This is a genomic window from Streptomyces endocoffeicus (genome assembly GCF_016741935.1).
Lineage (GTDB): Bacteria > Actinomycetota > Actinomycetes > Streptomycetales > Streptomycetaceae > Streptomyces > Streptomyces endocoffeicus.
In genome coordinates this window covers 109,230-133,179 of the sequence record NZ_JAERRG010000007.1, presented here as the reverse complement: position 1 = coordinate 133,179, position 23,950 = coordinate 109,230, and the positions used below count along the sequence as shown (strand labels likewise).

Annotated in this window: 19 protein-coding genes; 18 read left to right on the top strand and 1 reads right to left on the bottom strand. The window is 72.0% G+C overall.

All coding sequences use genetic code 11. The features are described 5' to 3' along the window. Positions 1–64: 64 nt before the first annotated feature. The 5 genes from JK364_RS19240 (at position 65) to JK364_RS19220 (ending at position 6,874) form a co-directional block, all read left to right on the top strand. Entirely contained in the window at positions 65–940 is an 876-nt protein-coding gene (locus tag JK364_RS19240) for a hypothetical protein (protein ID WP_201852348.1), read from the top strand. Between the two features lie 99 nt (positions 941–1,039). Next, the gene (locus tag JK364_RS19235; RefSeq protein ID WP_201852347.1) at positions 1,040–2,377 is read left to right on the top strand and encodes a hypothetical protein; all 1,338 of its coding nucleotides are present in this window, start codon (positions 1,040–1,042) and stop codon (positions 2,375–2,377) included. Positions 2,378–2,724: 347 nt separating this feature from the next. After that, on the top strand, positions 2,725–3,897 hold the full coding sequence (gene sucC / locus JK364_RS19230; RefSeq protein ID WP_201852346.1) for an ADP-forming succinate--CoA ligase subunit beta: 1,173 nt from the start codon (positions 2,725–2,727) through the stop codon (positions 3,895–3,897). Positions 3,898–3,918: 21 nt separating this feature from the next. Continuing rightward, entirely contained in the window at positions 3,919–4,803 is an 885-nt protein-coding gene (gene sucD / locus JK364_RS19225) for a succinate--CoA ligase subunit alpha (protein WP_201852345.1), read from the top strand. Between the two features lie 208 nt (positions 4,804–5,011). Continuing rightward, on the top strand, positions 5,012–6,874 hold the full coding sequence (locus JK364_RS19220) for a cell division protein PerM (RefSeq protein WP_201852344.1): 1,863 nt from the start codon (positions 5,012–5,014) through the stop codon (positions 6,872–6,874). A gap of 130 nt (positions 6,875–7,004) precedes the next feature. Here the strand turns inward: JK364_RS19220 and JK364_RS19215 are convergent, their stop codons facing one another. Continuing rightward, positions 7,005–7,862 (bottom strand): hypothetical protein, encoded by an 858-nt coding sequence (locus JK364_RS19215; protein WP_201852343.1) that lies wholly within the window; start codon positions 7,860–7,862, stop codon positions 7,005–7,007. A 401-nt stretch (positions 7,863–8,263) separates the two neighbouring features. Between JK364_RS19215 and purN the strand changes: the two genes are divergently transcribed. The 13 genes from purN to JK364_RS19150 all read left to right on the top strand — a co-directional run bounded on the left by purN (position 8,264) and on the right by JK364_RS19150 (position 23,855). Continuing rightward, positions 8,264–8,920, top strand: a complete 657-nt coding sequence (gene purN, locus JK364_RS19210) for a phosphoribosylglycinamide formyltransferase (RefSeq protein ID WP_201852342.1) — start codon at positions 8,264–8,266, stop codon at positions 8,918–8,920. After that, positions 8,917–10,506 carry a bifunctional phosphoribosylaminoimidazolecarboxamide formyltransferase/IMP cyclohydrolase gene (purH, locus tag JK364_RS19205; protein ID WP_201852341.1) on the top strand — a complete coding sequence of 530 codons (1,590 nt, stop codon included), beginning with the start codon at positions 8,917–8,919 and terminating at the stop codon, positions 10,504–10,506. The genes purN and purH overlap by 4 nt, the downstream gene beginning before the upstream one ends. Before the next feature lie 155 nt (positions 10,507–10,661). Continuing rightward, positions 10,662–11,549, top strand: a complete 888-nt coding sequence (locus JK364_RS19200; RefSeq protein ID WP_201852340.1) for a bifunctional methylenetetrahydrofolate dehydrogenase/methenyltetrahydrofolate cyclohydrolase — start codon at positions 10,662–10,664, stop codon at positions 11,547–11,549. Next, positions 11,539–12,024, top strand: a complete 486-nt coding sequence (locus JK364_RS19195) for a DUF3017 domain-containing protein (protein WP_230992184.1) — start codon at positions 11,539–11,541, stop codon at positions 12,022–12,024. The genes JK364_RS19200 and JK364_RS19195 overlap by 11 nt, the downstream gene beginning before the upstream one ends. A 334-nt stretch (positions 12,025–12,358) precedes the next feature. Further along, positions 12,359–13,462 carry a helix-turn-helix domain-containing protein gene (locus JK364_RS19190; RefSeq protein ID WP_201852339.1) on the top strand — a complete coding sequence of 368 codons (1,104 nt, stop codon included), beginning with the start codon at positions 12,359–12,361 and terminating at the stop codon, positions 13,460–13,462. A 437-nt stretch (positions 13,463–13,899) separates the two neighbouring features. Beyond that, positions 13,900–14,889 carry a malate dehydrogenase gene (locus JK364_RS19185; protein WP_201852338.1) on the top strand — a complete coding sequence of 330 codons (990 nt, stop codon included), beginning with the start codon at positions 13,900–13,902 and terminating at the stop codon, positions 14,887–14,889. A gap of 355 nt (positions 14,890–15,244) precedes the next feature. After that, positions 15,245–16,906, top strand: coding sequence for an AbeC-like domain-containing protein (locus JK364_RS19180; RefSeq protein WP_307841326.1), 1,662 nt, complete (start codon positions 15,245–15,247; stop codon positions 16,904–16,906). Next, complete coding sequence (locus JK364_RS19175) at positions 16,893–17,375, top strand: hypothetical protein (RefSeq protein ID WP_201852336.1); 483 nt, start codon at positions 16,893–16,895, stop codon at positions 17,373–17,375. The genes JK364_RS19180 and JK364_RS19175 overlap by 14 nt, the downstream gene beginning before the upstream one ends. 1 nt (position 17,376) lies before the next feature. Further along, complete coding sequence (locus JK364_RS19170) at positions 17,377–18,171, top strand: serine/threonine kinase C-terminal domain-containing protein (protein WP_230992183.1); 795 nt, start codon at positions 17,377–17,379, stop codon at positions 18,169–18,171. Positions 18,172–18,303: 132 nt separating this feature from the next. Then, a complete protein-coding gene (locus tag JK364_RS19165) occupies positions 18,304–19,122 on the top strand; it encodes a serine/threonine kinase C-terminal domain-containing protein (RefSeq protein ID WP_230992182.1) in 819 nt (272 codons plus the stop codon). Between the two features lie 333 nt (positions 19,123–19,455). Beyond that, the gene (locus JK364_RS19160; RefSeq protein WP_201852335.1) at positions 19,456–20,958 is read left to right on the top strand and encodes an aldehyde dehydrogenase family protein; all 1,503 of its coding nucleotides are present in this window, start codon (positions 19,456–19,458) and stop codon (positions 20,956–20,958) included. A 210-nt stretch (positions 20,959–21,168) separates the two neighbouring features. Further along, positions 21,169–22,755, top strand: coding sequence for a GMC family oxidoreductase (locus JK364_RS19155; protein WP_201852334.1), 1,587 nt, complete (start codon positions 21,169–21,171; stop codon positions 22,753–22,755). Further along, positions 22,755–23,855, top strand: a complete 1,101-nt coding sequence (locus JK364_RS19150) for a quaternary amine ABC transporter ATP-binding protein (protein ID WP_201852333.1) — start codon at positions 22,755–22,757, stop codon at positions 23,853–23,855. Before JK364_RS19155 ends, JK364_RS19150 begins: the two co-directional genes overlap by 1 nt. The last annotated feature ends 95 nt before the right edge of the window (positions 23,856–23,950 follow it).

Here is a 23,950-nt window from a genome sequence, read left to right as displayed (position 1 = left end):
CACAAGCCATATCGCCACGCTTACGTGCCCGTTGTACGCCTCGTACTCAGGGAAGGCCCCGCTCGTGTCTGTCGCGTCCGCCATGCCTGTCGCCGTGCGCCTGCCGCGCACGGTGGCCGCGCGGCGGGCGCTGCTGGCGGCGCTCTTCCTCGGTGGCTTCCTCGCGCTGGCGTTCCTCTTCGGCGGCAGCGCTCACGCCGCCGAGCGGAGCGGCCAGGGCGAGGCCACCGGCGCGTCGCTCGACCGCTCCCACGCGTCCCGGCTGCTCGACCCCTCGGGTGTCGAGCGGGCGCGGCAGCAGGTGGAGCGGCACGCACCGCCCGTGGTGGCGCGTACCACTGACACCGCGGAGGACGTCGTACGGGAGACCGTGCGGCCCATCCAGGAGCCGGTCGAGCAGCAGGCACAGAAGATCACCAAGCCGATAGGCGACCTGGTCGACGGCGCCACCAGCGGTGAGCTGCCGGTGCGCCTTCCCGAGGTCGGCATCGGTGACGCGATCGGCGTGGGCCCCCAGGACTCCGCGGCGCACCACGGCCCGGCCGCCGGGCACCACGCGGCCAAGGCCGAGCCGGTGACCGTGCACAAGGCGGCGCCCGCGGCGCCGGAGCCGATGGGGCCCGGGGCGCACGCCCAGCCCGTCATCGCGCAGCACGACGCGGCCGTCTCCCACGACGGGCACGGGCCCGTCGTCCGGGCGGCCGTCTCCGGCACCGGTCCGGACGGTGGCGCCCCGGCGCCGCTGCCCCTTCCGCGGTCCCCGCTCGGGGCCACCTCCCAGTGCACCGGCGACAGCGGCGCTTCCCGCGGTGGTAACACCCAGGCCGCTCTTCCGCCGTCCGGCGTGTCGTCCTTCGGGCTGAAGCCCGGTACGGTCCGCGCGGAGAGCTCGGCGCCGACGCGCGAGCGGTTCAACGAAGTCCTCGAATTCCCCGGCTAGGGCAGACCTCAACCCCCGTCTGTTGAGACCTGCCGCGCGGGGGCGGGTCAGGTCTGCCCGTCCGAAACCCCTCTTGACTTTCGAAGGACTTCCTCCACCATGCGCAACAACCTTCGCCGCTCCATCCTCGTAGCCGCTGCCGCCACCGGTATCTGGGCGCTCGGCTCGGCCGCGGCCTCTGCCGCCGAGAACCCGGCCGTTCCCTCCACCGACGGTGTGACCAGCACCGTGGACGGCGTGACCAAGACGGTGAACAAGACCGTGTCGACCGACCAGGTGACCAAGACGGTCGACGGTGTGACCGGCGGCCTGGCCGACACCTCCAAGGTGACCGACACCGCGAAGAGGACCGTGGACGGCGCCGCCTCCACCGTCGACGGCGTCACCGCCCCGGTGCGGGACCGCGTGCCCGGCGCCGAGAACCTGCCGCGGGTCTCGGATGTCACCAAGACCGTCGAGCACACCACCGACGGCCTGACCGGCGACGTCGCCGGCAAGCCGGACAAGGTCGTCAAGAAGGCCCACAAGGCCGTCAAGGGCGTCGAGAAGACCGTCAAGAAGACCACCGACCTCGACCTGCCCACCGGCGAGGTCCCCGGCGTCGTGCCCGGCCTGCCCGGCCTCGGCGGCCTGCCGACCCTGCCCGACACCTCCACGCTGCCCACCGGCGCGCTGCCGAACGTCGACGGCGTCGCGGGCCGGCTGCCCACCGAGCTCCCCGCCACCCCGAAGCTGCCCACCGCCCCGGGTTCGGCCAATGACCTGCTCGCCTCCCTCTCCGGCGCCGGCATCCGCCCGGAGGAGCTGACCGGCAAGGTCCAGGGTGTCGTCGGCACCACCAAGCCGGTCGTCGACGGTGTGGCCTCGGACGTGCTGCCCCCCGCCGTGTACCGCCTCGTGGTCAAGGTCGTCCCGGTCGCCGAGCGGACCGTGGGTGACACCGGTGCGCTGGCCGACGACGCCGTGGCCCGCACCACCCCGTACGTGGACGTCGTGACCGGCAGCGCCGAGGGCTTCGCGCTGGGCACCGCGTCCAACGTGGTTCCGGCCGCGCAGGACACCGTCGAGCGCCTGGTGCCGGTCGTGGTGAGCGTGCCGTCCACCGCCGTTCCGTTCGCGCAGGACGTGGCGGGCACCACCGTGCCGTTCGCCCACGGGCTGGCCACCGGCGTGGTCGCGAACGCCCAGACCACCGTGGGGAACGCCAAGGACGGTGTGCTGAGCCTGCTCCCGGCCGTGCCCACCGACCTGACCGACGTCGCCAACATCCCGGCCCTCCCGGTGCTGCCTGCCGACCTCCCGCAGCTCCCGGCGGACCTGCCGACCGTTCCGGCCGACCTGCCGCAGCTGCCCGCCGACCTCCCGCAGCTCCCGGCGGACCTGCCCTCCGTGCCGGTCCAGCTGCCGACCGTTCCGGGCACGCTCCCGACCGTCTGATCGCTCCGGCGGGCGTCAGGCAGTCAGGCCGTGAAGGCCATGCGGGCCGCGAAACCGTAAAACCGTAAGGCAAGCGTCATCGACCGGGCAGTCCTCGTTGGGGAGGGGACTGCCCGGTTGTCGTACGGAGATAGATGGAAACGGTCGCGATCTGTGACCGTAATCACCGCTCCAGTGTGATCTGCGATTTAGGGCCGCACGGCCCACGGAGATAACCTGCGAGACGGACATGCCGCGTACCCGGCGAACGTGTGCCGCCCTCGTTATAGATCGCGTCCTCACGCTGCCCCCGCGGCACGCCCGCGCAGATAACGACCGCGATATCCATGGAAAAGGGACGGACGCGCGTGGACCTGTTCGAATACCAGGCGAGGGACCTCTTCGCCAAGCACGGTGTACCGGTGCTGGCCGGTGAAGTCATCGACACGCCTGAGGCGGCGCGCGAGGTGGCCGAGCGCCTGGGCGGCCGCGCGGTCGTCAAGGCGCAGGTCAAGGTCGGCGGCCGCGGTAAGGCGGGCGGCGTCAAGCTGGCCTCCGACCCGGGTGACGCCGTCGAGAAGGCCGGCCAGATCCTGGGCATGGACATCAAGGGCCACACGGTCCACAAGGTGATGCTCGCCCAGACCGCGGACATCAAGGAGGAGTACTACGTCTCCTTCCTGCTGGACCGCACCAACCGGACCTTCCTCGCCATGGCCTCCGTCGAGGGCGGCGTGGAGATCGAGGTCGTCGCGGAGCAGAACCCCGAGGCGCTCGCCAAGATCCCGGTGGACGCCATCGAGGGCGTGACCCAGGAGAAGGCCGCCGAGATCGTCGCCGCCGCGAAGTTCCCGGCGGAGATCGCGGACCAGGTCGTCGCGGTCCTGCAGAAGCTGTGGACCGTCTTCATCAACGAAGACGCCCTGCTCGTCGAGGTCAACCCGCTGGTCAAGACCGAAGACGGCAAGGTCATCGCGCTGGACGGCAAGGTCTCCCTGGACGAGAACGCCGCCTTCCGGCAGCCGGAGCACGAGGCGCTCGAGGACAAGGCCGCGGCCAACCCGCTCGAGGCGGCGGCCAAGGCGAAGGGCCTCAACTACGTCAAGCTCGACGGCGAGGTCGGCATCATCGGCAACGGCGCGGGTCTGGTCATGTCCACCCTCGACGTCGTCGCCTACGCGGGCGAGACCCACGGCAACGTCAAGCCCGCCAACTTCCTCGACATCGGTGGTGGCGCCTCCGCCGAGGTGATGGCCAACGGTCTCGAGATCATCCTCGGCGACCCGGACGTCAAGTCGGTCTTCGTCAATGTCTTCGGTGGCATCACCGCCTGTGACGCGGTCGCCAACGGCATCGTCCAGGCCCTGGAGCTGCTGAAGTCCAAGGGCGAGGACGTCAGCAAGCCGCTGGTCGTGCGCCTCGACGGCAACAACGCGGAGCTGGGTCGCAAGATCCTCACCGACGCCAACCACCCGCTCGTTCAGCAGGTGGACACCATGGACGGCGCGGCCGAGCGTGCCGCCGAGCTGGCTGCGAAGTAAGGGACGAGGTCACCAGAAACCATGGCTATCTTCCTCACCAAGGAAAGCAAGGTCATCGTCCAGGGGATGACCGGGTCCGAGGGGCAGAAGCACACCCGTCGGATGCTTGCCTCGGGCACCAACATCGTCGGCGGCGTGAACCCGCGCAAGGCCGGCACCACCGTGGACTTCGACGGTGCCGAGATCCCGGTCTTCGGCTCCGTCAAGGAGGCCGTCGACGCCACCGGCGCCGATGTCACGGTCATCTTCGTCCCGGAGAAGTTCACCAAGAGCGCGGTCATCGAGGCGATCGACGCCGAGATTCCGCTCGCCGTCGTGATCACCGAGGGCATCGCGGTCCACGACTCCGCCAACTTCTGGGCCTACGCGGGCAAGAAGGGCAACAAGACGCGCATCATCGGCCCGAACTGCCCGGGTCTGATCACGCCGGGTCAGTCGAACGCGGGCATCATCCCGGCCGACATCACCAAGCCCGGCCGGATCGGTCTGGTGTCGAAGTCCGGCACGCTGACCTACCAGATGATGTACGAGCTGCGGGACATCGGCTTCTCGTCCTGCGTGGGCATCGGCGGTGACCCGATCATCGGCACCACCCACATCGACGCCCTCGCCGCCTTCGAGGCCGACCCCGACACCGACCTGATCGTGATGATCGGCGAGATCGGCGGCGACGCCGAGGAGCGGGCCGCGGACTTCATCAAGGCCAACGTCACCAAGCCGGTCGTCGGCTATGTGGCGGGCTTCACCGCCCCCGAGGGCAAGACGATGGGCCACGCGGGCGCCATCGTCTCCGGTTCCTCCGGCACCGCCCAGGCGAAGAAGGAGGCCCTCGAGGCCGCGGGCGTGAAGGTCGGCAAGACCCCGTCCGAGACCGCGCGCCTGGCGCGCGCCGCGCTGGCCGGCTGACGCCGCCACGGCTCGATGCCGCGGGCCCGTACCACCCCTCGGTGGTGCGGGCCCGCGGCGTTCCCGGGCGACGGATACCCGGGCGGAACGCGGCAAGCCACCCATCCGTACCACTGAGCCATAAAAGACGCATAAGCGGACTAGCCGCGACACGGCGACCAAACCCTTGATGTAGGGATGAAACGGCTGTTATTGGCAGCATGGTCACGTGACGCAAACGACCGATCGCAGCCCGTCGGTGTCCGCACGCGACCGCTCAGCGCCCCGGCGTTCCTCCGCCATCAGGGAGGCGTTCCTCGGCGGTGTGGTCGCCGCGGGGCTCGGCCTCGGCACGCTCGCCGTGGTCGTACTGCTGCTGTGGATCACTTCCTCGTCCCCCGAGAGCAGCCCCGACGGAGCCCTGCATGTCGCCGCCGACCTGTGGCTGCTCGGCCATGGCGCCGACCTCGTGCGCACCGAGACGCTCTCCGGCCACATCGCGCCCGTCGGGCTGACCCCGCTGCTGCTCAGCGTGGTGCCGTGCTGGCTGCTGTACCGGGCGGCCCAGCACGCCGTCTACCAGGCGGAGCCCGACGAGGGCGACGGGCAGTGGGTGCCCGAGGAGTCCGTCGTCGATCCGCGCACCGCCTTCGCCTGGGTGACCGGCGGCTATCTCGTGGTGGGCACCGCCGCCGTGGTGTACGCCTCGGCCGGGCCGCTGCGTGTCGATCCGCTCAGCGCGCTGCTGCATCTGCCGGTCGTCGCCGGGGCCATCGCGGCCGTCGGCGTGTGGACGGCCGACGGACGGTTCCCGCTCCGCCTGCCGGGACGGGTGAGCGAGAGACTGCGGCGGCTCCCCGGTGCCGAATGGACCGTAAGGACGGCCGTGTCCCTGGCCGCGCGCAGCTGGTGCCGGCGCCGCCGGCTGACCGCCGCGCTACGGGCCGGGACCAGCGGTCTCGTCGTCCTGCTCGGCAGCGGTGCGCTCCTTACGGCGACGTCGATGCTGAGCCACGCGGGCGCCGTGCAGGTGACGTTCCTCAACCTCAGCGATGTGTGGTCGGGGCGGTTCGCCGTGCTCCTGGTGAGCCTGGCGCTGCTGCCGAACGCGATCGTCTGGGGCGCCGCGTACGGGGTCGGGGCGGGGTTCACGGTCGGTGGCGGCAGTGTGGTCGCGCCGCTGGGCATCACCTCCTACCCCCAGCTGCCGCACTTCCCCCTGGTCGCCGCGCTGCCCACGAACGGCTCCGGCGGACCGCTGGTCTGGTTCACGGGGATCGCGGCCGGGGCGTCGGTGGCCTGGTTCATCGGGATCGCGGCGGTACGGCGGCCCGGCAAGGGCGAGCCCAGACCGTCCTGGGGCTGGGCCGAGACGCTCGTGCTCGCCACGCTGGCGGCGGTCGGCTGCGCGGCCGCGATGGCGCTGCTGGCCGGGGTCTCGGGCGGACCGCTGGGCATCGGCATCCTCGCCGACCTCGGCCCGAGCTGGTGGCGCACGGGCATGATCACGGTGGCCTGGACGGGAGTGATCGGGGTGCCGGGTGCGATGGTGCTGCGCTGGTACCGGCTGTGCGTCCCCACCAGGGCCTCCTGGCCGGAATGGAAGGCGGCGCGGGCGGAGCGCCGGACGGCGCGCGGACAGGCCCGTACGGCGGCCAGGGAGGCCCGTACGGAGGCCAAGGCCGCCCGCGCGGCGCGGGCCGCGGCCGAGGCGGAAGCGCGGGCGGCGGTGCTGCCCACGGTCTCGCCCATGGAGTCCGCCGAGGTGCGCGAGGCGATGGCCGAGCCGTGGTGGCAGTGGCTGCGCCCCGGGGCGTCGGGCGCCGACCGCAAGCGGAACCGTAAGGCGGCCTCCGGCGCCGGTGCGGAGACGGGACGGGAGACCGGACGCGAAACCGGCGTGGGCACGATGGCCGGACTCGCGACCCCCGCGGGCACCCCGGGCGCCACCGGGGCGGCCCGGCCGCGCCGCTGGGCGCTGAGCCGGAAGCGCGCTCCCGAGCCGCAGCCGCCCGTCGAGTCCCAGCCCGCCCCGAACCCCCTACGTGCGGAGCCGCCGTCCCCGCCGGACGACGCCCGCCGTGAACCGTAAGGCGGACGGCAGGCGGGCGCGAGCCGTAAGGCGGACGGCAGGCGGGCGCGAGCCGTAAGACGGACGGCAGGCGGGCGCGAGCCGTCCGCAGTGCGGGCTCCATGCCGTCAGTCCTGCGGGCTCGGCGCCATCAGTCCTGCGTGCTCAGCAGGGGGCGGAGCTGCTCGGGGAGCAGGGTTTCGCAGTCGTGGCGCGAGGTCTGCGTAAGGGCGTCGTCCACGCAGGTGTAGTAGTCGCTGTAGACGACCTGGAAGCTGAACGTCGCCGCGACGATCGCGAGCGCGAGCCCGCCCGTCACCAGACCGCTGATCGCCGCCGTCGACTGCGCCTTCACCGGGCCGCTGCCGGGCGCGGGCAGCGCCGCCGGGGTGGCGCCCGGAGGCGGGGGCGGGGCGTTCAGGGGCGCGGCCGCGGCCGGGGACGGCGCCGTACGGCGCGGCTTGGCCCGCAGCGAGCTGATGCCCCAGTACAGGGCCAGCACCCCGAGCAGCAGCGCGATCTGCGGCAGGCTGAAGAGCGCGAAGAAGAACGCCCACATGCCCGACAGCAGCGCGTACCGGGCGCGCCGCTGGGCCGGGTCGTTGGGGTCCCAGCGCGGGCCGCCGGGCCCGCCGGGGCCGGAGGGGCGGTTGGAACCAGGGCCGGCGCCGAAGCCGCCGCTCTGGCGGCCGGGCTGGCGGCTGCTCCACTGGCTGCCCCAGGCCGGGGGCTGCTGCGGCTGCTGACCGCTCTGGTCGCCGTCCGGCCCGTCCTGGCCGCCCCGGGCCCCCGGGCGGCCCTCGTCGCTCTCGCCGCCGGAGCCGTCCGGCCGGTGGCGGGGCCGCCAGGGCTGGTCCGGCCTGCCCTCGGGCGGCGGGGCGAACGGATTGTCCTCGTGCTGGTCCCCGTTGTGCTGGTCCCCGTTCGACCCGCCGGGGGCGGACGGGGACGAGGAGGATGAGGAGGACGACGACTGCTGCTCCCGGAGCAGCGGCGTCGTGCGCGACATGCGGGCGCGCCTCATCGCCGCCCCCGGGCCTGGGCGGGGGGCGGAGTGAGGCGATGAGCCGCGCGGCGGCGTCGGTCCGGCATGTGGAGTGTGTCTTCCCCTTGTGTCGTCGTCCTGCACGCCGCGGCGGGTACGGCCTGGTGCCGCACGGCGCGGGTACGGCCGGTGCCGTACGCCTCGGGGCGCGGGCGCGGCGGTCGTTCCCACGGCGTCAGTGGCGTCAGTTGCATTCGCAGTCCAGACGCTACCTCCCGTGTCCGCCCCCGTCCCCTGGGGGCCGCTTCGTGTGCCGGTATCGTTGCTGACGGTCGGCGGCTTCGTAGAGTTCCCCGGAATTGATGAGTCCGCGACCTTGTACGACCACACAAACGGCAGCACTGCCCGCGAGAAAGAGCCCCGCCGTGGCCTCCCCGCCTTCCCCCGCCAGTCCTGCGCGCCCCGGGCGCCCGGTCCGTCTCGTCGTCCTCGTCTCCGGCTCCGGTACGAATCTCCAGGCGCTGCTCGACGTCATCGCCGCCGAGGGCGTGGCCCGCTACGGCGCCGAGGTGGTGGCCGTGGGCGCCGACCGCGACGGCATCGAGGGCCTGGCGCGCGCCGAGGACGCCGGGATCCCCACGTTCGTGTGCCGGGTCAAGGACCACGCCGGCCGCGCCGAGTGGGACGCGGCCCTGGCGGAGGCCACCGCCGCCCACGAGCCGGACCTGGTCGTCTCGGCCGGGTTCATGAAGATCCTGGGCCGGGAGTTCCTCGCCCGGTTCGGCGGCCGCTGCGTCAACACCCATCCCGCGCTGCTCCCCAGCTTTCCCGGCGCCCATGGCGTGCGCGACGCGCTCGCGCACGGTGTGAAGGTGACCGGATGCACCGTCCACTTCGTCGACGACGGCGTCGACACCGGCCCGATCATCGCCCAGGGCGTGGTCGAGGTCCGGGACGAGGACGACGAGTCCGCTCTCCATGAGCGGATCAAGGAAGTCGAGCGTTCGCTGCTCGTCGAGGTCGTGGGGCGTCTGGCCCGTCACGGCTACCGCATAGAGGGACGAAAGGTAAGGATCCCGTGACCGCCGAAGGTACCAAGCGGCCCATCCGCCGCGCGCTGGTCAGCGTCTACGACAAGACGGGCCTCGAGGAGCTGGCCCGAGGGCTGCACGCGGCGGGTGTCCAGCTCGTCTCGACCGGCTCGACGGCCGCCAAGATCGCCGCCGCCGGGGTCCCGGTCACCAAGGTCGAGGAGCTGACCGGCTTCCCCGAGTGTCTCGACGGCCGCGTCAAGACGCTGCACCCGCGCGTCCACGCGGGCATCCTGGCCGACCAGCGGCTCGACTCCCACCGCGAGCAGCTGCGGGAGCTCGGCGTGGAGCCCTTCGAGCTGGTCGTGGTCAACCTCTATCCGTTCCGCGAGACGGTCGCCTCGGGCGCCGCGCCGGACGAGTGCGTCGAGCAGATCGACATCGGTGGTCCCTCCATGGTCCGGGCCGCCGCCAAGAATCACCCGTCCGTGGCCGTGGTCGTCAACCCCGAGCGGTACGGCGACGTCCTCGAGGCCGCCGCGGAGGGCGGGTTCGACCTGGAGCGGCGCAAGCGGCTGGCGGCCGAGGCGTTCCAGCACACCGCCGCCTACGACGTGGCGGTGGCCAACTGGTTCGCGGCCGCCCGCGGCGGAGCCGCTGATGGACACAGCGCGGCGGCGGACGACTCCTCCTTCCCGGACTTCCTGGGCGCCACCATCACCCGTAAGAACGTGCTGCGCTACGGCGAGAACCCGCATCAGCCCGCCGCCCTCTACACCGATGGCAGCGGTAAAGGGCTCGCGGAGGCCGAGCAGCTGCACGGCAAGGAGATGTCGTTCAACAACTACACGGACACCGAGGCCGCCCGCCGGGCCGCGTACGACCACACCGAGCCCTGTGTCGCGATCATCAAGCACGCCAACCCGTGCGGGATCGCGGTCGGGGCGGATGTCGCCGATGCGCACCGTAAGGCGCACGCCTGCGACCCGCTGTCGGCCTTCGGCGGGGTGATCGCCGTCAACCGTCCGGTGTCCGTCACCATGGCCGAGCAGGTCGCCGAGATCTTCACCGAGGTGATCGTCGCCCCGGCGTACGAGGACGGCGCGGTCGAGGTGCTCGCCCGTAAGAAGAACATCCGCGTGCTGCGCTGCGCGGAGCCGCCGGCGGACGCTACCGAGCAGCGTCCCATCGAAGGCGGCCTGCTGCTGCAGATCAAGGACCGCCTCCAGGCCGAGGGCGACGACCCGGCCAACTGGACCCTCGCCACGGGTGCGGCACTGGACGCCGACGGCCTCGCCGAGCTGGCCTTCGCCTGGCGCTCCTGCCGCGCGGTGAAGTCCAACGCGATCCTGCTCGCCAAGGGCGGCGCCACGGTCGGCGTCGGCATGGGCCAGGTCAACCGCGTGGACTCGGCGAAGCTGGCCGTCGAGCGGGCCGGTGCCGAGCGGGCCGCCGGTTCGTACGCCGCCTCCGACGCCTTCTTCCCGTTCCCGGACGGCTTCGAGGTGCTGGCCGAGGCGGGCGTGAAGGCCGTGGTGCAGCCGGGCGGCTCGGTCCGTGACGAGGCGGTGGTGGAGGCCGCCCAGAAGGCGGGTGTGACCATGTACTTCACGGGCACGCGTCACTTCTTCCACTGAGCGAGTACCGAGTGCCGGCGAGCGAGCACCGGGCGATCGCCGAGCGAGCACAGGAGGCCGCACCCCGACCGGATCACGGGGTGCGGCCTTCGCCGGTCCGGCCCCGAACGGCCCCTGATTGGATCCGACGTCCCCGCATCCGGGAGGATGAAGCCATGACCGCCCAGATTCTCGATGGCAAGGCAACCGCAGCCGCGATCAAGTCCGATCTCGTCAGCCGAGTGGAGGCGCTGAAGGCCAAGGGCATCCATCCCGGCCTCGGGACCGTGCTGGTGGGCGAGGACCCCGGCAGCAAGTGGTACGTGGCGGGCAAGCACCGCGACTGCGCCGAGATCGGCATCGCCTCCATCCGGCGCGACCTGCCCGAGACCGCCACCCAGGAGGAGATCGAGGCGGCCGTCCGGGAGCTCAACGAGGACCCGTCCTGCACCGGCTACATCGTCCAGCTGCCGCTCCCCAAGGGCATCGACACCAACCGGGTGCTGGAGCTGATCGACCCGTCCAAGGACGCCGACGGGCTGCACCCTATGAACCTCGGCCGCCTCGTGCTCAACGAGAGCGGCCCGCTGCCGTGCACGCCCCAGGGCGTCATCCAGCTGCTGCGCCACCACGGTGTGGAGATCAACGGCGCGCATGTGGTGGTCGTCGGCCGCGGCATCACCGTCGGCCGGTCGATCGGGCTGCTGCTGACCCGCCGTTCGGAGAACGCGACGGTCACCCTCTGCCACACCGGCACCCGCGACCTGCCCGGCATCCTGCGCCAGGCCGACATCATCGTGGCGGCCGCCGGGGTGCGGCACCTGGTCAAGCCGGAGGACGTCAAGCCGGGCGCGGCGGTGCTCGACGTGGGCGTCAGCCGGGACGAGCACGGCAAGATCGCCGGCGATGTGCACCCCGGTGTGACCGAGGTCGCGGGCTGGCTCTCGCCGAACCCGGGCGGGGTCGGCCCCATGACCCGCGCCCAGCTGCTGGTCAACGTGGTGGAGGCCGCGGAGCGGGACGCGAAGGCGGCCGCCGACACCGGTGCCGGCCATGACGGCTGAGGCGAGCGAGCCGGCGGCCGGGGAGCAGCGGCAGGAGCCGTCCGCGTCGCCCGTGGGGCAGCCGCCCGCCGGACCCGGCCGGTTCATCCGCAGATCGCGCCGCTTTCCGTTGATCACCCGGGACACCGCGCGTCCGGAGGGCGGCGGCCGGGCCGCGCCCGGTGCCGCTCCGGCGCCCGCCCGGCAGTGGCCGCTGCTCACGGTGATGGGCGGGGTGGGCCTGGGGCTGCTGATCGTCGCCCTGGACGCGTTCCGCGCGGGCACGGTGCTGATCGGGCTGTCCCTGCTGGCGGGCGCCTTCTTCCGGTGGGCGCTGCCCGAGGTGGGGATGCTCGCGGTACGGTCGCGCTTCACCGACATGCTGACCTACGGGCTGCTGGGCGCGGCGATCGTGCTGCTGTCCCTGATGGCCCAGCCGGATCCGTGGGTGTCGATCCCGTTCCTTGACGACGTGGTGCATTTCACGGTGCGCTAGCCGATGGCGTTGCAACGGCGGTCCGCCCTCTCCCCCGAAGAAGGACGGACCGCCTGGTAATCAGGGTTGTGTGTGAGCTGTGCCGGATCAATGAGCGTGGGGACCCTGTGGCGCGGAAGTGACCGTTCCAGCACGAGGTCTCGGCCGTGCAACGACGAGCCGGGTGTGGGGGAGTGCGTACCGGTGCACGAAATGCTCCGATGCGCCCCCACCCGAAGAGCTGACATCCTGGGGCAAGGCATCCCTTTGGGTAGTCAGTTCGGGGCTCGGGGACGCCAACAGCGGCCGCGGCACGGGAGATTGACAGGTACGGGCGGGGGGACAGGGGAAGGCAATGCCTCGTTGGAGGGACTTACCGGAGGAACTCGATCCGCAGGTCCGGGAGTTCACCGGCCGGCTGCGCACACTCGTCGAGCGCAGCGGGTTGAGCGCCGTCGCCGTCGCCGATCGCACCGGCTACAGCAAGAGTTCCTGGGAGCGCTACCTCAACGGACGGCTGCTGCCCCCGCGGGGCGCGGTGGAGGCCCTGGCCGAGACCACCGGCGCCGATGTCCACCACCTCAGCACGCTGTGGGAGCTGGCGGAGCGGGCCTGGAGCCGCTCCGAGATGCGGCACGACGTCACGATGGAGGCCATCGGCGTCGCGCGGGCGCGGGCCGCCGTCGAGCAGTTCGACCCGGCGGCGCAGGGGGCGGACGCCCGTAAGAACGGCCGCTCACCGGGGAAGGACCGGCCGAGGGTCGAACCGCCCGATCCGGAGCAGCCGCTGGTCGCGACGGCTCCGGTGTTCCCGGCTCGCGCGGCCTCGGCCGGACAGCCACCGGAATCCGCCGGGCCGCCGTCGCCCGCGTCGTCCTCTCCGTCGCCGTCCTCTCGGTCGTCGCCCTCTCCGTCGTCCCCACCGCCGTCGTCGCCGTCCCCGAGGGGGCGGAGGCGTGTCGCGCTGTTCGCCGGGGGCCTCGTCGGCGCGCTCCTGCTCGTCGCCGGTGCCGTCCTTCTGGTCGACGCGGGCGGCGACGGCGAGAAGCGCGGGGAGCGGCCGCCCACCGCACCGGCCACCAGCGCGCGTCAGCAGTTGCCGGAGGGCGTGAAGTGCGCCGGGCAGGACTGCACCGGGCAGGATCCGCAGGCCATGGGGTGCGGCACCGCCGCGACGACGACGGCGGACGTCACCGTCGGCACGGCGTATGTCGAGGTCCGCTACAGCAAGACCTGCAAAGCCGCCTGGGCCCGGATCGCCCGGGCCGCCCCGGGCGACGTCATCCAGGTCAAGGCGCCGGGCATGAACGGCGGCGCGGCCCGCTCGCAGCGCGGCAGGGTCGGTGCCGACGGCGATGCCTACACCAAGATGATCTCGGTGGACTCGGCCGCGCGGGCCACCGCCTGCGCCTCCCTCGGCGGCGGTACGCGCGCCTGCACGGCCCCCGGCCGGGGGTGAGCGCGGGGGAGCGAGGCCTGTCCGGGAGCGAGGCCTTTCCGGGAGGCGGCTCGGAGAGAGCCCGTCCGGAGCCGGTTCGGGAGCTCGTCCGGAGCCTGCCCGGAGCCGGTTCGGGAGCCTGCCCGGAGCCGGTTCGGGAGGCCGCCCGGAGTCCGTCCGGAGGAATTCGTAAAACCGGGGGGAATGAGCCGGGGGAATCGGGGCAGGCGCTGCCCGAGCCCCCCACGGGTGCGGCACTGGGCGGCCGCCTGCACTCCCCCTCCTGGCAGGCGGCCGCCCAAGTGCGCGGTGGTCCCACCTGCGCGGTGGTCCGGAACGCACGGTGAGCGGTTACACAATGGCCCGAGAGAACGTGGGTCAGGTGCCGTCGGATAGCCTGACGCAAGTATCTCGACACCAAGAGATCTTGGACTGACAACACAGCGCAGGAGACCGCCATGACCCGCACTCCCGTCACCGTCACCGTCACCGGCGCGGCCGGCCAGATCGGCTACGCGCTGCTCTTCCGCATCGCCTCCGGTCAGCTCCTCGGCGCGGACGTGCCGGTCAAACTGCGTCTCCTGGAGATCCCGCAGGGGCTGAAGGCCGCCGAGGGCACCGCGATGGAGCTCGACGACTGCGCCTTCCCGCTGCTCCAGGGCATCGACATCTCCGATGACCCGAACGTGGGCTTCGACGGTGCGAACGTCGCGCTGCTGGTCGGCGCCCGCCCGCGCACCAAGGGCATGGAGCGCGGCGATCTGCTGGAGGCCAACGGCGGCATCTTCAAGCCGCAGGGCAAGGCCATCAACGACCACGCCGCGGACGACATCAAGATCCTGGTCGTGGGCAACCCGGCCAACACCAACGCCCTCATCGCCCAGGCCGCCGCGCCGGACGTACCGGCCGAGCGCTTCACCGCGATGACCCGGCTGGACCACAACCGCGCGCTGTCGCAGCTGGCGAAGAAGACCGGCGCCCCGGTCAGCGAGATCAAGAAGCTGACGATCTGGGGCAACCACTCCGCCACCCAGTACCCGGACGTCTTCCACGCCGAGGTCGCGGGCAAGAACGCCGCCGAGGTCGTCAGCGACGAGCAGTGGCTGGCCGACACCTTCATCCCGACCGTCGCCAAGCGCGGTGCCGCGATCATCGAGGCGCGCGGCGCCTCCTCGGCCGCCTCCGCCGCCAACGCCGCCATCGACCACGTCCACACCTGGGTCAACGGCACCGACGCCGACGACTGGACCTCCGCCGGTGTGGTCTCCGACGGTTCGTACGGGGTGGCGGAGGGTCTGATCTCCTCGTTCCCGGTCACCGCGAAGAACGGGAAGTTCGAGATCGTCCAGGGCCTGGACATCAACGAGTTCTCGCGGGCCCGCATCGACGCGTCGGTGAAGGAGCTCGAGGACGAGCGCGAGGCCGTGCGGAACCTCGGCCTGATCTGACGCGCCCCGGCCCGCCCCGGCGCGGCCGTTTCCGAAGGGTCACATTCCGGTATTCACTCCGGAGTGTGACCCTTCGGCCATTTACTGTAATCGAGGGACATCTTCCCCTACCGTGGAGGCAGTTGCTACGGCCTCGGGGGGAATTATGGCCAATACGCGCGGTGATCATTTTTCAGGCGGTGCCGATCCTTCGGCAGGGGATCACTCCGCTCGTCCGCCGCGGTCGCGGGCGGAGCCGTCACCGGCCGTCCCTTCTCCTCGTACTGCCGCTGACGCTTCTCCGTACGCCACCAGCGAGGCCACCCGGCTGTTATGCGCGGGCGCCTATCTGGACGACGACTTCCGGGACGCGGTCGTGGACGAGCTGTATGTCCACGAGGAGCGCGCCGTGGCGCCCTCGCTGGGCATCGACGCGGTCCGGGTGCTGGCGCATGCGCTGCGCGCGCGCCGTCTGGAGGCGTGCTGGACCGCGCTGCTGGTGTCCTTATGGGTGCTGGACTTCCTGCTGGCCCAGGGCTTCTTCTATCTCTTCCTGCTCTCCTGCGCGCTGCTTCTGCTGGCGGCCTGGGCGAGGGGCGGCGCCATGGGTGCCTTCCGCGCCGACTATCCCGGGGCCGACGGGGTCACCGTCACCCGGCGGCGGGCGGCCGCGGTGCTGCGGGTGCTCGGCTGTCTGACCCTGCTGTCCTATGTGTTCTCCGCCCTGACGCAGGCGCTCACGGACGGGCAGTCCGATCCGAGCGGGCTTCAGGCCTTCGCACCGGTCCTGGTCACCGGGTCGGACACCACCGCCGCCTGGTTCGCGCTGGTGATCCCGGCCGCGATGGCCGCCGCGGTCGCCCTCCACCGTGAGCATGTGGCCCGGGTGCTGGCCACCGATCTGGAGCCGGAGACCTTCGCCGACCCCGCCGCGGACCCCGCGGAGCGGTTCGAGGGCGGGCGCTTCCAGCGGGTGCGGGCCCTGATCCGCCGTGAGCAGTACTCACCGGTGATCCTCTACCACGATCGGCATCCCTTCCTCGGCGCGGGCACCGCGCATGACACCTGGACCCTCGCCGTGGAGCTGCGGCCGCGCGAGGGCGGCGATCCGGTGCCGCTGGACAACCGCGTGATCCTGGAGCGGATCCGGCCGCTGGTCGAGAAGTTGCGTACCCCTTCCGCCCAGGGCATCGCCTCCGTCCAGGGCACCACCCCCGCGCAGGGCACCGTTCCCGTCCAGGGCACCACTCCCGCGCAGGGCGCCGCTCGCGCCGCCGCCGAGAGTCGCGACCGGTTGCGCGGCCTGGAGCTCGACGAATGCGTCTTCCTCAAGGTCACCGGATTACGGAGCCGCTCCTTCGTGCCGTACGGCGAGGCGGACTTCGCGCGGGAGCGGGCGGAGGCCGTCGAGGAGGGCGGCGAGATCCGCCGGCACTTTCTGCGCATCCGCGTCGGCGCATGGCGGGAAGAGGTCGTCATCACGGTCTTCGTGCGGGTGCATACGCAGGGCGGCATGCTGATGCTGGAGTTCGCCCCGCATGTGTTGCGCCCGATCCGCCCGGACTTCCGGGCGGTCGACCGGCTCTCCGACTCCCACCGCCGCGGCGGACTGCCGGGCAAGGTGATCTGGGCGCTGGGGCGGACGCCCACGGCGGCGGGCCGGGCGGTTATCCACGCCTTCCGCTCCGCCGCCTTCCTCTGGCGGATGTACGCGGGGGGTTATGAGGCGGCCATCCCCGACGGGCCCTGGGTCTCGGTGCGGGAGTTGGGCAGCGACGCCGACGCATCGCTCTTCCAGGAGATGGATGTCAGCCGCTATCTGAAGAGCGTCGAGGACCGGGTGGCCAACGGCGTGCGAAGGGCGCTCGACGAAGCCGGCTGGGAGACCGGTGAGTTCGAGCAGAAGGTCATCAATGTGAGCGGCGGCGGGGTCTTCATCGAGTCCGCGGAGCACAGCGCCTTCGGCTTCGGTGACCACAACACCATCAGCAACACCACCGGAAGCAATGGAGGGGGAGGCGGCCATGGCGATGGCTGACGCGGAGGACGGTAGTGACATGGGCGGCGGCGCGGACCACGCGGCGGGCGCGGGCGGTGGCGGCGCGACCCCGGCGGCGGGCGGCGGGACCCCGGCGGCGGGCGGCGGGAGCAAGTTCGGGAACATCCGGTTCGGCAAGGTGCAGGGCAGCGCCATCGGCTTCGGCGACCACAACCACATCGTGAACGGACGTCAGGCGGAGGCCCCCTGTGACCCCGCCTATCAGGAGCTGCTGGAAGCCGTTCGGCAGCTTGCCGAGGATCTGCGGCGGGTCGTCCCGAGCCCGGAGGTCGGCGCGCTCTCCGACGAGCTGGACCGGACCGAGGACGAGATCCAGCGCACCGGCCGGGCGGGGGCCGGCCGACTGGCCCGGATCCGGGTGATGTTGCAGGACGCGAGCGCCAGTGTCGGCATGCTCGCCTCGGGCGTCGCCGTCGGACAGGCGGTCGGCGCGCTGTTGGGCGGGTGAGATGAGTACCCCGGGCGGCGAGGGGGGCCGTCGATGGGACGAGGAGGCCCAGCGCTGGGTGGGAGCGGGCGCGGAGCCGCCGGCCCCGGGCCGAAGACCACCCAATCCGCATCTGGGCACGGTGCTGCTGGCGGTGCTCGCCGTGGTGCTGGTCGGCGGGATCGGTTTCGGCGCCTGGAAGCTGGTGTCGGACGGCGGGGATGACAAGCCCCGGGCGGACGGCGGTTCGCCCTCGGCCTCGTCCTGGTCGCCGTCGGCCGAGCAGCCTTCGGCATCGTCGTCGGGGCCGTACACGGAGCCGACCTCGGCGCCGCCGTCGGTGTCCGAGGACAGCACCCAGGGACCGCCGGCGGACTATGTGCGCACCACCGACCCGGAGGGGTTCCGGCTGGATGTGCCCACGGGCTGGCAGCGGGCCAAGCGCGACACCGGAGTGTTCTACGAATCGTCCGACGGGGGCAGTCTGATCCAGGTCTTCGCACTGACCGAGCCCGACATCACGCCGTACGAGGCGCTGCGCCGGGCGGAGACGGGGCTCAAGAAGAACCCCGACTACAAGCGGTATGAGCTCAAGCGGCTCGGGCCCGGCGATGACGCGGACGCGGAGCTGGAGTACGGCTACCGCAGCGCCAAGTACGGCCCGCGCCGGATACTCGACCGGGCCTTCACCGGCCCGGACCGGGTGCAGTACGCGGTGCTGGTCGCGGGGCCGGCCGACGACTGGCCGAAGCAGCGGGAGCGGCAGGGCATCGTCCTGGCGTCCTTCTGCCCCACGGCCTACTGCCCGGCCACCTGACCGGCGGCCGGGCGACGGATCCGTATCGGTGCGGTGACAGGGGGTGGGGCGGCCCTCGAACCGGGTACACCGATGTGAGCCGATACGGCTTGTCCGCATATGGGAGCAGAGATCCATCATCGGGGGGCATAGATGAGCATGCACAACGGGGGAGCGCCGGGGCAGGATTCCAGGCGGGTGCTACGGGCGCTGGCGGTGACGATCTTCCTGGTCGCGGGGGTCGCGTTCTCCGGATGGGTGGCCTTCGGGGGCGATGGCACCTCCCGGAATCAGGCGGGGCCGCTGCCCTGGGACCGCGAGAGCCCCACGGCCACGCCGAGCGGGGACGCCTCTCAGCCGAGCGATCTCTATCCCTCGCCCGGACCCGAGACCAGTGGGCCGACCGATCTCCCGACCGATCTCCCCACGGACCTTCCGACCGGGGCACCCTCCGGGTCCCCGTCCGCGACGCCGTTCGGCACCCCGTCCTCGCCCTCCCTGACGGGTGGCGCCCCGCCCGCGGGCTACAGCACCCAGGCCGACCCCGCCGGATACCACCTCGCGGTCCCGGACGGATGGCGGCGGACGACGCAGGGCCCCAGCGTCTACTACACCTCGCCCGACGACAGCACTGTGATCCAGATCTTTGAGCTGCACGGCCCCGAGTCGACGCCGTACGAGTCCGCCCAGGAGGCCGAGCGGATCGCCTCCACCCACCGCGACTACGAGCAGATCGCCCTCACCCGGCTGGGCTCGGCCGCCATGGACCCGGTCCAGTTGGAGTACACGTACGAGTCCAAGAGCGACGGCCACCGCCGGATACTCGACCGCCGCTTCGCCGCTCCCGACGGCACCATGTACGCGGTGCTGGTGATCGGCCCCTCCGGGGCCGGGGACCGGGTGGAGGAGCGGGAGATCCACCAGGCGGCGGTGGACACCTTCTGCCCGGCCGACTACTGCACCGCGTCCTGACCGCACCGCGTCGTGACCGCACCGCGCCGCGCCGTGACCGCACCGTGTCGTGACCGCGCCCTGTCGTAGCCGCGCCGCTCCTGGCCGCGCCGCCCCGTGATCACACCTCCGCCTCTCGACCGCACCCCCTTGTGACCCGAACCACTTCTTGACCGCACGGCCTCTTGACACACAGGCCGATCATGAGCTGAGGGGCCGGTTCCGCCTTCAGATCACGTGAGTCGGCCCACTTTCTCTTGCGAATCGCGCATAGGTTCCCGCCTTCCGGTTAGGGGTCCATGTTGCTGGCTTGGACCAGTGGCACAGCACGCGGAACCGGAAGGCAGAAATCACGTGGCGGCAGTCGAGACCATTCATGTGGACGGGGTGTGGCAGGCAGCCGCATCCGGGGCGCAGCGGGAGGTCCTCGACCCCGCGGACGCCAAGACCCTCGCCGTCGTCGCGGAGGGCGGTGTCGAGGACACCGACGCGGCGATCGCGGCCGCGCGTCGCGCCTTCGACCAGGGACCCTGGCCCGGGACGCCGGTGGCCGAGCGGGCGGCGCTGCTGCGCCGCGTCGCTGACCTGCTTCAGCGTGACCGCGAGACGATCGCGCTCATCGAGAGCCGTGACACCGGCAAGACCCTGGAGGAGGGCCGGGTCGACGTCGACGACGTGACCAACGCCTTCCGCTACTTCGCCGATCTGGTCACGGGCGAGTCGGCCGGGCGCGTGGTCGACGCGGGCACCCCCGATGTGCACAGCGTCGTGGCCCATGAGCCGGTCGGCGTCTGCGCGATGATCACCCCCTGGAACTATCCGCTGCTCCAGGCCAGTTGGAAGGTCGCCCCGGCGCTGGCCGCCGGGAACACCTTTGTGATCAAGCCCAGCGAAGTGACCCCGCTGTCCACCGTCCATCTGGTGAAGCTGCTGGCCGAGGCCGGGCTGCCGACCGGGGTGGCCAATGTGGTCACCGGCGCGGGCGACCCCGTGGGCGCCCGGCTGTCCGAGCACCCGGATGTGGACCTGGTCTCCTTCACCGGTGGTCTGATCAGCGGCACCAAGGTCGCGCAGGCCGCCGCGCCGACCGTCAAGAAGGTCGCGCTGGAGCTCGGCGGCAAGAACCCCAATGTGGTCTTCGCCGACGCCTGCGCCACCGCCGAGGGCTTTGACACCGCCGTCGACCAGGCCCTGAACGCCGCCTTCATCCACAGCGGCCAGGTCTGCTCGGCCGGTGCCCGGCTGATCATCGAGGAGTCGGTGCGCGAGCGGTTCGTGGCCGAGCTCGCCCGCCGGGCGGAGAAGATCAAGCTGGGCCGCGGCACCGAGGACGGTGTCGAATGCGGTCCGCTGGTCTCGGCCCAGCAGCTGGACAAGACCGAGGCGTATGTGGCGTCCGCCCTGGCGGAGGGCGCGCTGCTGCGTTGCGGCGGCAAGCAGCCGGAGCCCAACGAGGTCCGCCCGGCCACCGGCTACTTCTACCTCCCGACCGTGCTCGACCAGTGCCACCGCGAGATGCGGGTGGTGCGGGAGGAGACGTTTGGGCCGATTCTGACGGTCGAGTCCTTCCAAACCGAGGACGAGGCAGTCACACTCGCCAATGACACGGAGTACGGACTGGCCGGCGCCGTCTGGTCCACCGACACCGCCCGGGCGCGGCGCGTCGCCGCCCGGCTGCGGCACGGCACCGTGTGGATCAACGACTACCACCCCTACCTTCCGCAGGCCGAATGGGGCGGTTTCGGCAAGTCCGGGGTCGGGCGTGAGCTCGGTCCCGCGGGCCTTGACGAATACCGCGAGACCAAGCACGTCTACGAGAACCTGCGGCCGAGCCCGGTGCGCTGGTTCGCCGGCTGACCGCCCGCCGCCGGCCCCGCCCGGGGCACGGCCGGGCCCGGACTCGTCCCCCGGGGCCCGGACCCGGCCGCGTCCGATCGCGGCGGCCGGCGGCGAGGAGTCCGTAGGCACGTAAGGCACCCGGCAACACCCCCACCCCCAGGGGCGGCAGCAGCCCCCGGCCCGCACCGGCGCGAGCCGTTTGGGTAAGACCGCGAGGAGTAACCCCACATGTCCGTACCTGTCGCATACGACTACGTCGTGATCGGTGGCGGCACCGCAGGATCGGTGATCGCTTCCCGGCTCACCGAGGACCCGGACATCCGTGTCGCCGTCATCGAGGGCGGACCGTCGGATGTCGACCGGCCCGATGTGCTCACCCTGCGCCGCTGGCTCGGCCTGCTCGGCGGCGACTTGGACTACGACTACCCCACCACCGAGCAGCCACGCGGAAATTCGCATATCCGGCACAGCCGGGCGCGGGTGCTCGGAGGGTGCTCCTCGCACAACACCCTGATCTCCTTCAAGCCGCTGCCCGGTGACTGGGACGAGTGGGCCGAGGCCGGCGCCGAGGGCTGGGACGCGGAGTCCATGGACCCGTACTTCCAGCGGCTGCGCAACAACATCGTCCCGGTGGACGAGAAGGACCGGAACGCGATCGCACGGGACTTCGTCGACGCCGCCCAGGCCGCCGCCGGGGTGGATCGGGTCGAGGGGTTCAACAAGAAGCCGTTCCACGAGGGCGTCGGCTTCTTCGACCTCGCGTACCACCCGGAGAACAACAAGCGTTCCTCGGCGTCCGTCGCCTATCTGCATCCGTTCCTGGACCGGCCCAACCTCCATCTGATGCTGGAGACCTGGGCGTACAAGCTGGAGCTGGACGACACCGGCCGGGTCACCGGCGTGCATGTGCGCACCAAGGACGGCGAGGAGATCCTGGTCCGGGCCGAGACCGAGGTCCTGGTCTGCGCGGGCGCCGTGGACACCCCGCGGCTGCTGATGCACTCCGGTATCGGGCCCAAGGACGATCTGGAGACGCTGGGCATTCCCGCCGTCCACGATCTGCCGGGTGTCGGCGAGAATCTGCTCGACCACCCCGAGTCGGTCATCGTGTGGGAGACGGACGGCCCGATTCCGGACAACTCCGCGATGGACTCCGACGCGGGGCTGTTCATCCGGCGGGACCCCGAATCCCGGGGCCCGGACCTGATGTTCCACTTCTATCAGATCCCGTTCACCGACAATCCGGAGCGGCTGGGCTACGAAAAGCCCGAGCACGGCGTGTCGATGACCCCCAACATCCCCAAGCCGCGCAGCCGCGGCCGGCTCTACCTCACCAGCGCCGACCCGTCCGTCAAGCCCGCCCTCGACTTCCGGTACTTCACGGACGAGGAGGACTACGACGGCCGCACGCTGGTCGACGGCATTCGTGTCGCGCGTGAGATCGCCAAGACCGAACCGCTGGCGAGCTGGCTCAAGCGCGAGGTGTGCCCGGGCCCGGAGATCACCTCGGACGAGGAGATCAGCGAGTACGCCCGCAAGGTCGCGCACACCGTGTACCACCCGGCGGGCACCTGTCGTATGGGTGCCACGTCGGACGAACTCGCCGTGGTCGGCCCCGATCTGCGGATCCGGGGCCTGAGCGGCGTCCGTATCGCCGACGCGTCCGTCTTCCCGACGATGCCGGCCGTGAACCCGATGATCGGAGTCCTGATGGTGGGCGAGAAGTGCGCTGAGCTGCTGTTCGAGGAGCGCGATCGGGACCGGCACAGGCCCGATGACCGAGCCGCCACGCTTGCGCCGGGAGGTGAGGCGTGATGGCTACGACCGTGGTCCCCGAGACGCCCGACACCCCCAGCATCCCCGAGAGCGGCGAGCGCACCCCGGTGTTCTCGGTCCGCGACCTGTGGAAGGTCTTCGGTCCCAAGGCCGACCGGATCCCCGGCTCCGCCGAGGCCGAGCTGTCCGCCGGTGAGCTGCGTGCCCGCACCGGCTGCACCGCCGCCGTCCGCGAGGTCTCCTTCGACGTCCAGCCGGGCGAGGTGTTCGTGGTCATGGGGCTGTCCGGCTCCGGCAAGTCCACCCTCGTCCGCTGCCTGACCCGGCTGATAGAGCCCACCTCCGGCACTCTGAAGATCGACGGCGAGGACGTCCTGGCCATGGACAAGGCCCGGCTGCGCGATCTGCGCCGGCACCGCGCCGCCATGGTCTTCCAGCACTTCGGGCTGCTGCCGCACCGCTCCGTCCTCGACAACGTGGCCTACGGGCTGGAGATCCAGGGCATGGGCAAGGCCGAGCGCCGGGCCAAGGCCGCCGAGGTGGTGGAGAAGGTCGGCCTCACCGGTCTCGAGCGCCGCCGCCCCGGCCAGCTCTCCGGCGGTCAGCAGCAGCGCGTGGGCCTGGCCCGGGCGCTCGCCGTCGACCCCGAGGTGCTGCTCTTCGACGAGCCGTTCAGCGCGCTCGACCCGCTGATCCGCCGCGATATGCAGGAGGAGGTCATCCGGCTGCACCACGAGGAGGGCCGGACGATGGTCTTCATCACCCATGACCTCAGCGAGGCGCTGCGCCTCGGTGACCGCATCATGCTGATGCGCGACGGCGGGATCGTGCAGCTGGGCACCCCGGAGGAGATCGTCGGCTCCCCGGCGGACGACTACGTACGGGACTTCGTCCGCGATGTGCCGCGCGAGCAGGTGCTGACCGTGCGCCGCGCCATGCGCCCCGCGAACTCCGACGAGCAGGACGGCGGGCCCGCGCTGGCCCCGAGCACCACGGTCGCCGACGCGATCGAGGCCGTGGCCCGTACCGGCGGCCCCGCGCGCGTCGTGGACGGCGGCCGCTGCCTGGGCGTCGTCGACCACGCCTGTCTGCTGAGCGTCGTCGCGGGCCTGGACGGCAAGGAGGTGGCCGCGGCATGAGCCCCACCTCGACCCTCTCTCCGCCGGGCCGTACCGGGGGGCGCGTGTGAGTGCCACCGCCACCCGTCCCTCCACCGACCCCGGCACCGAACCGG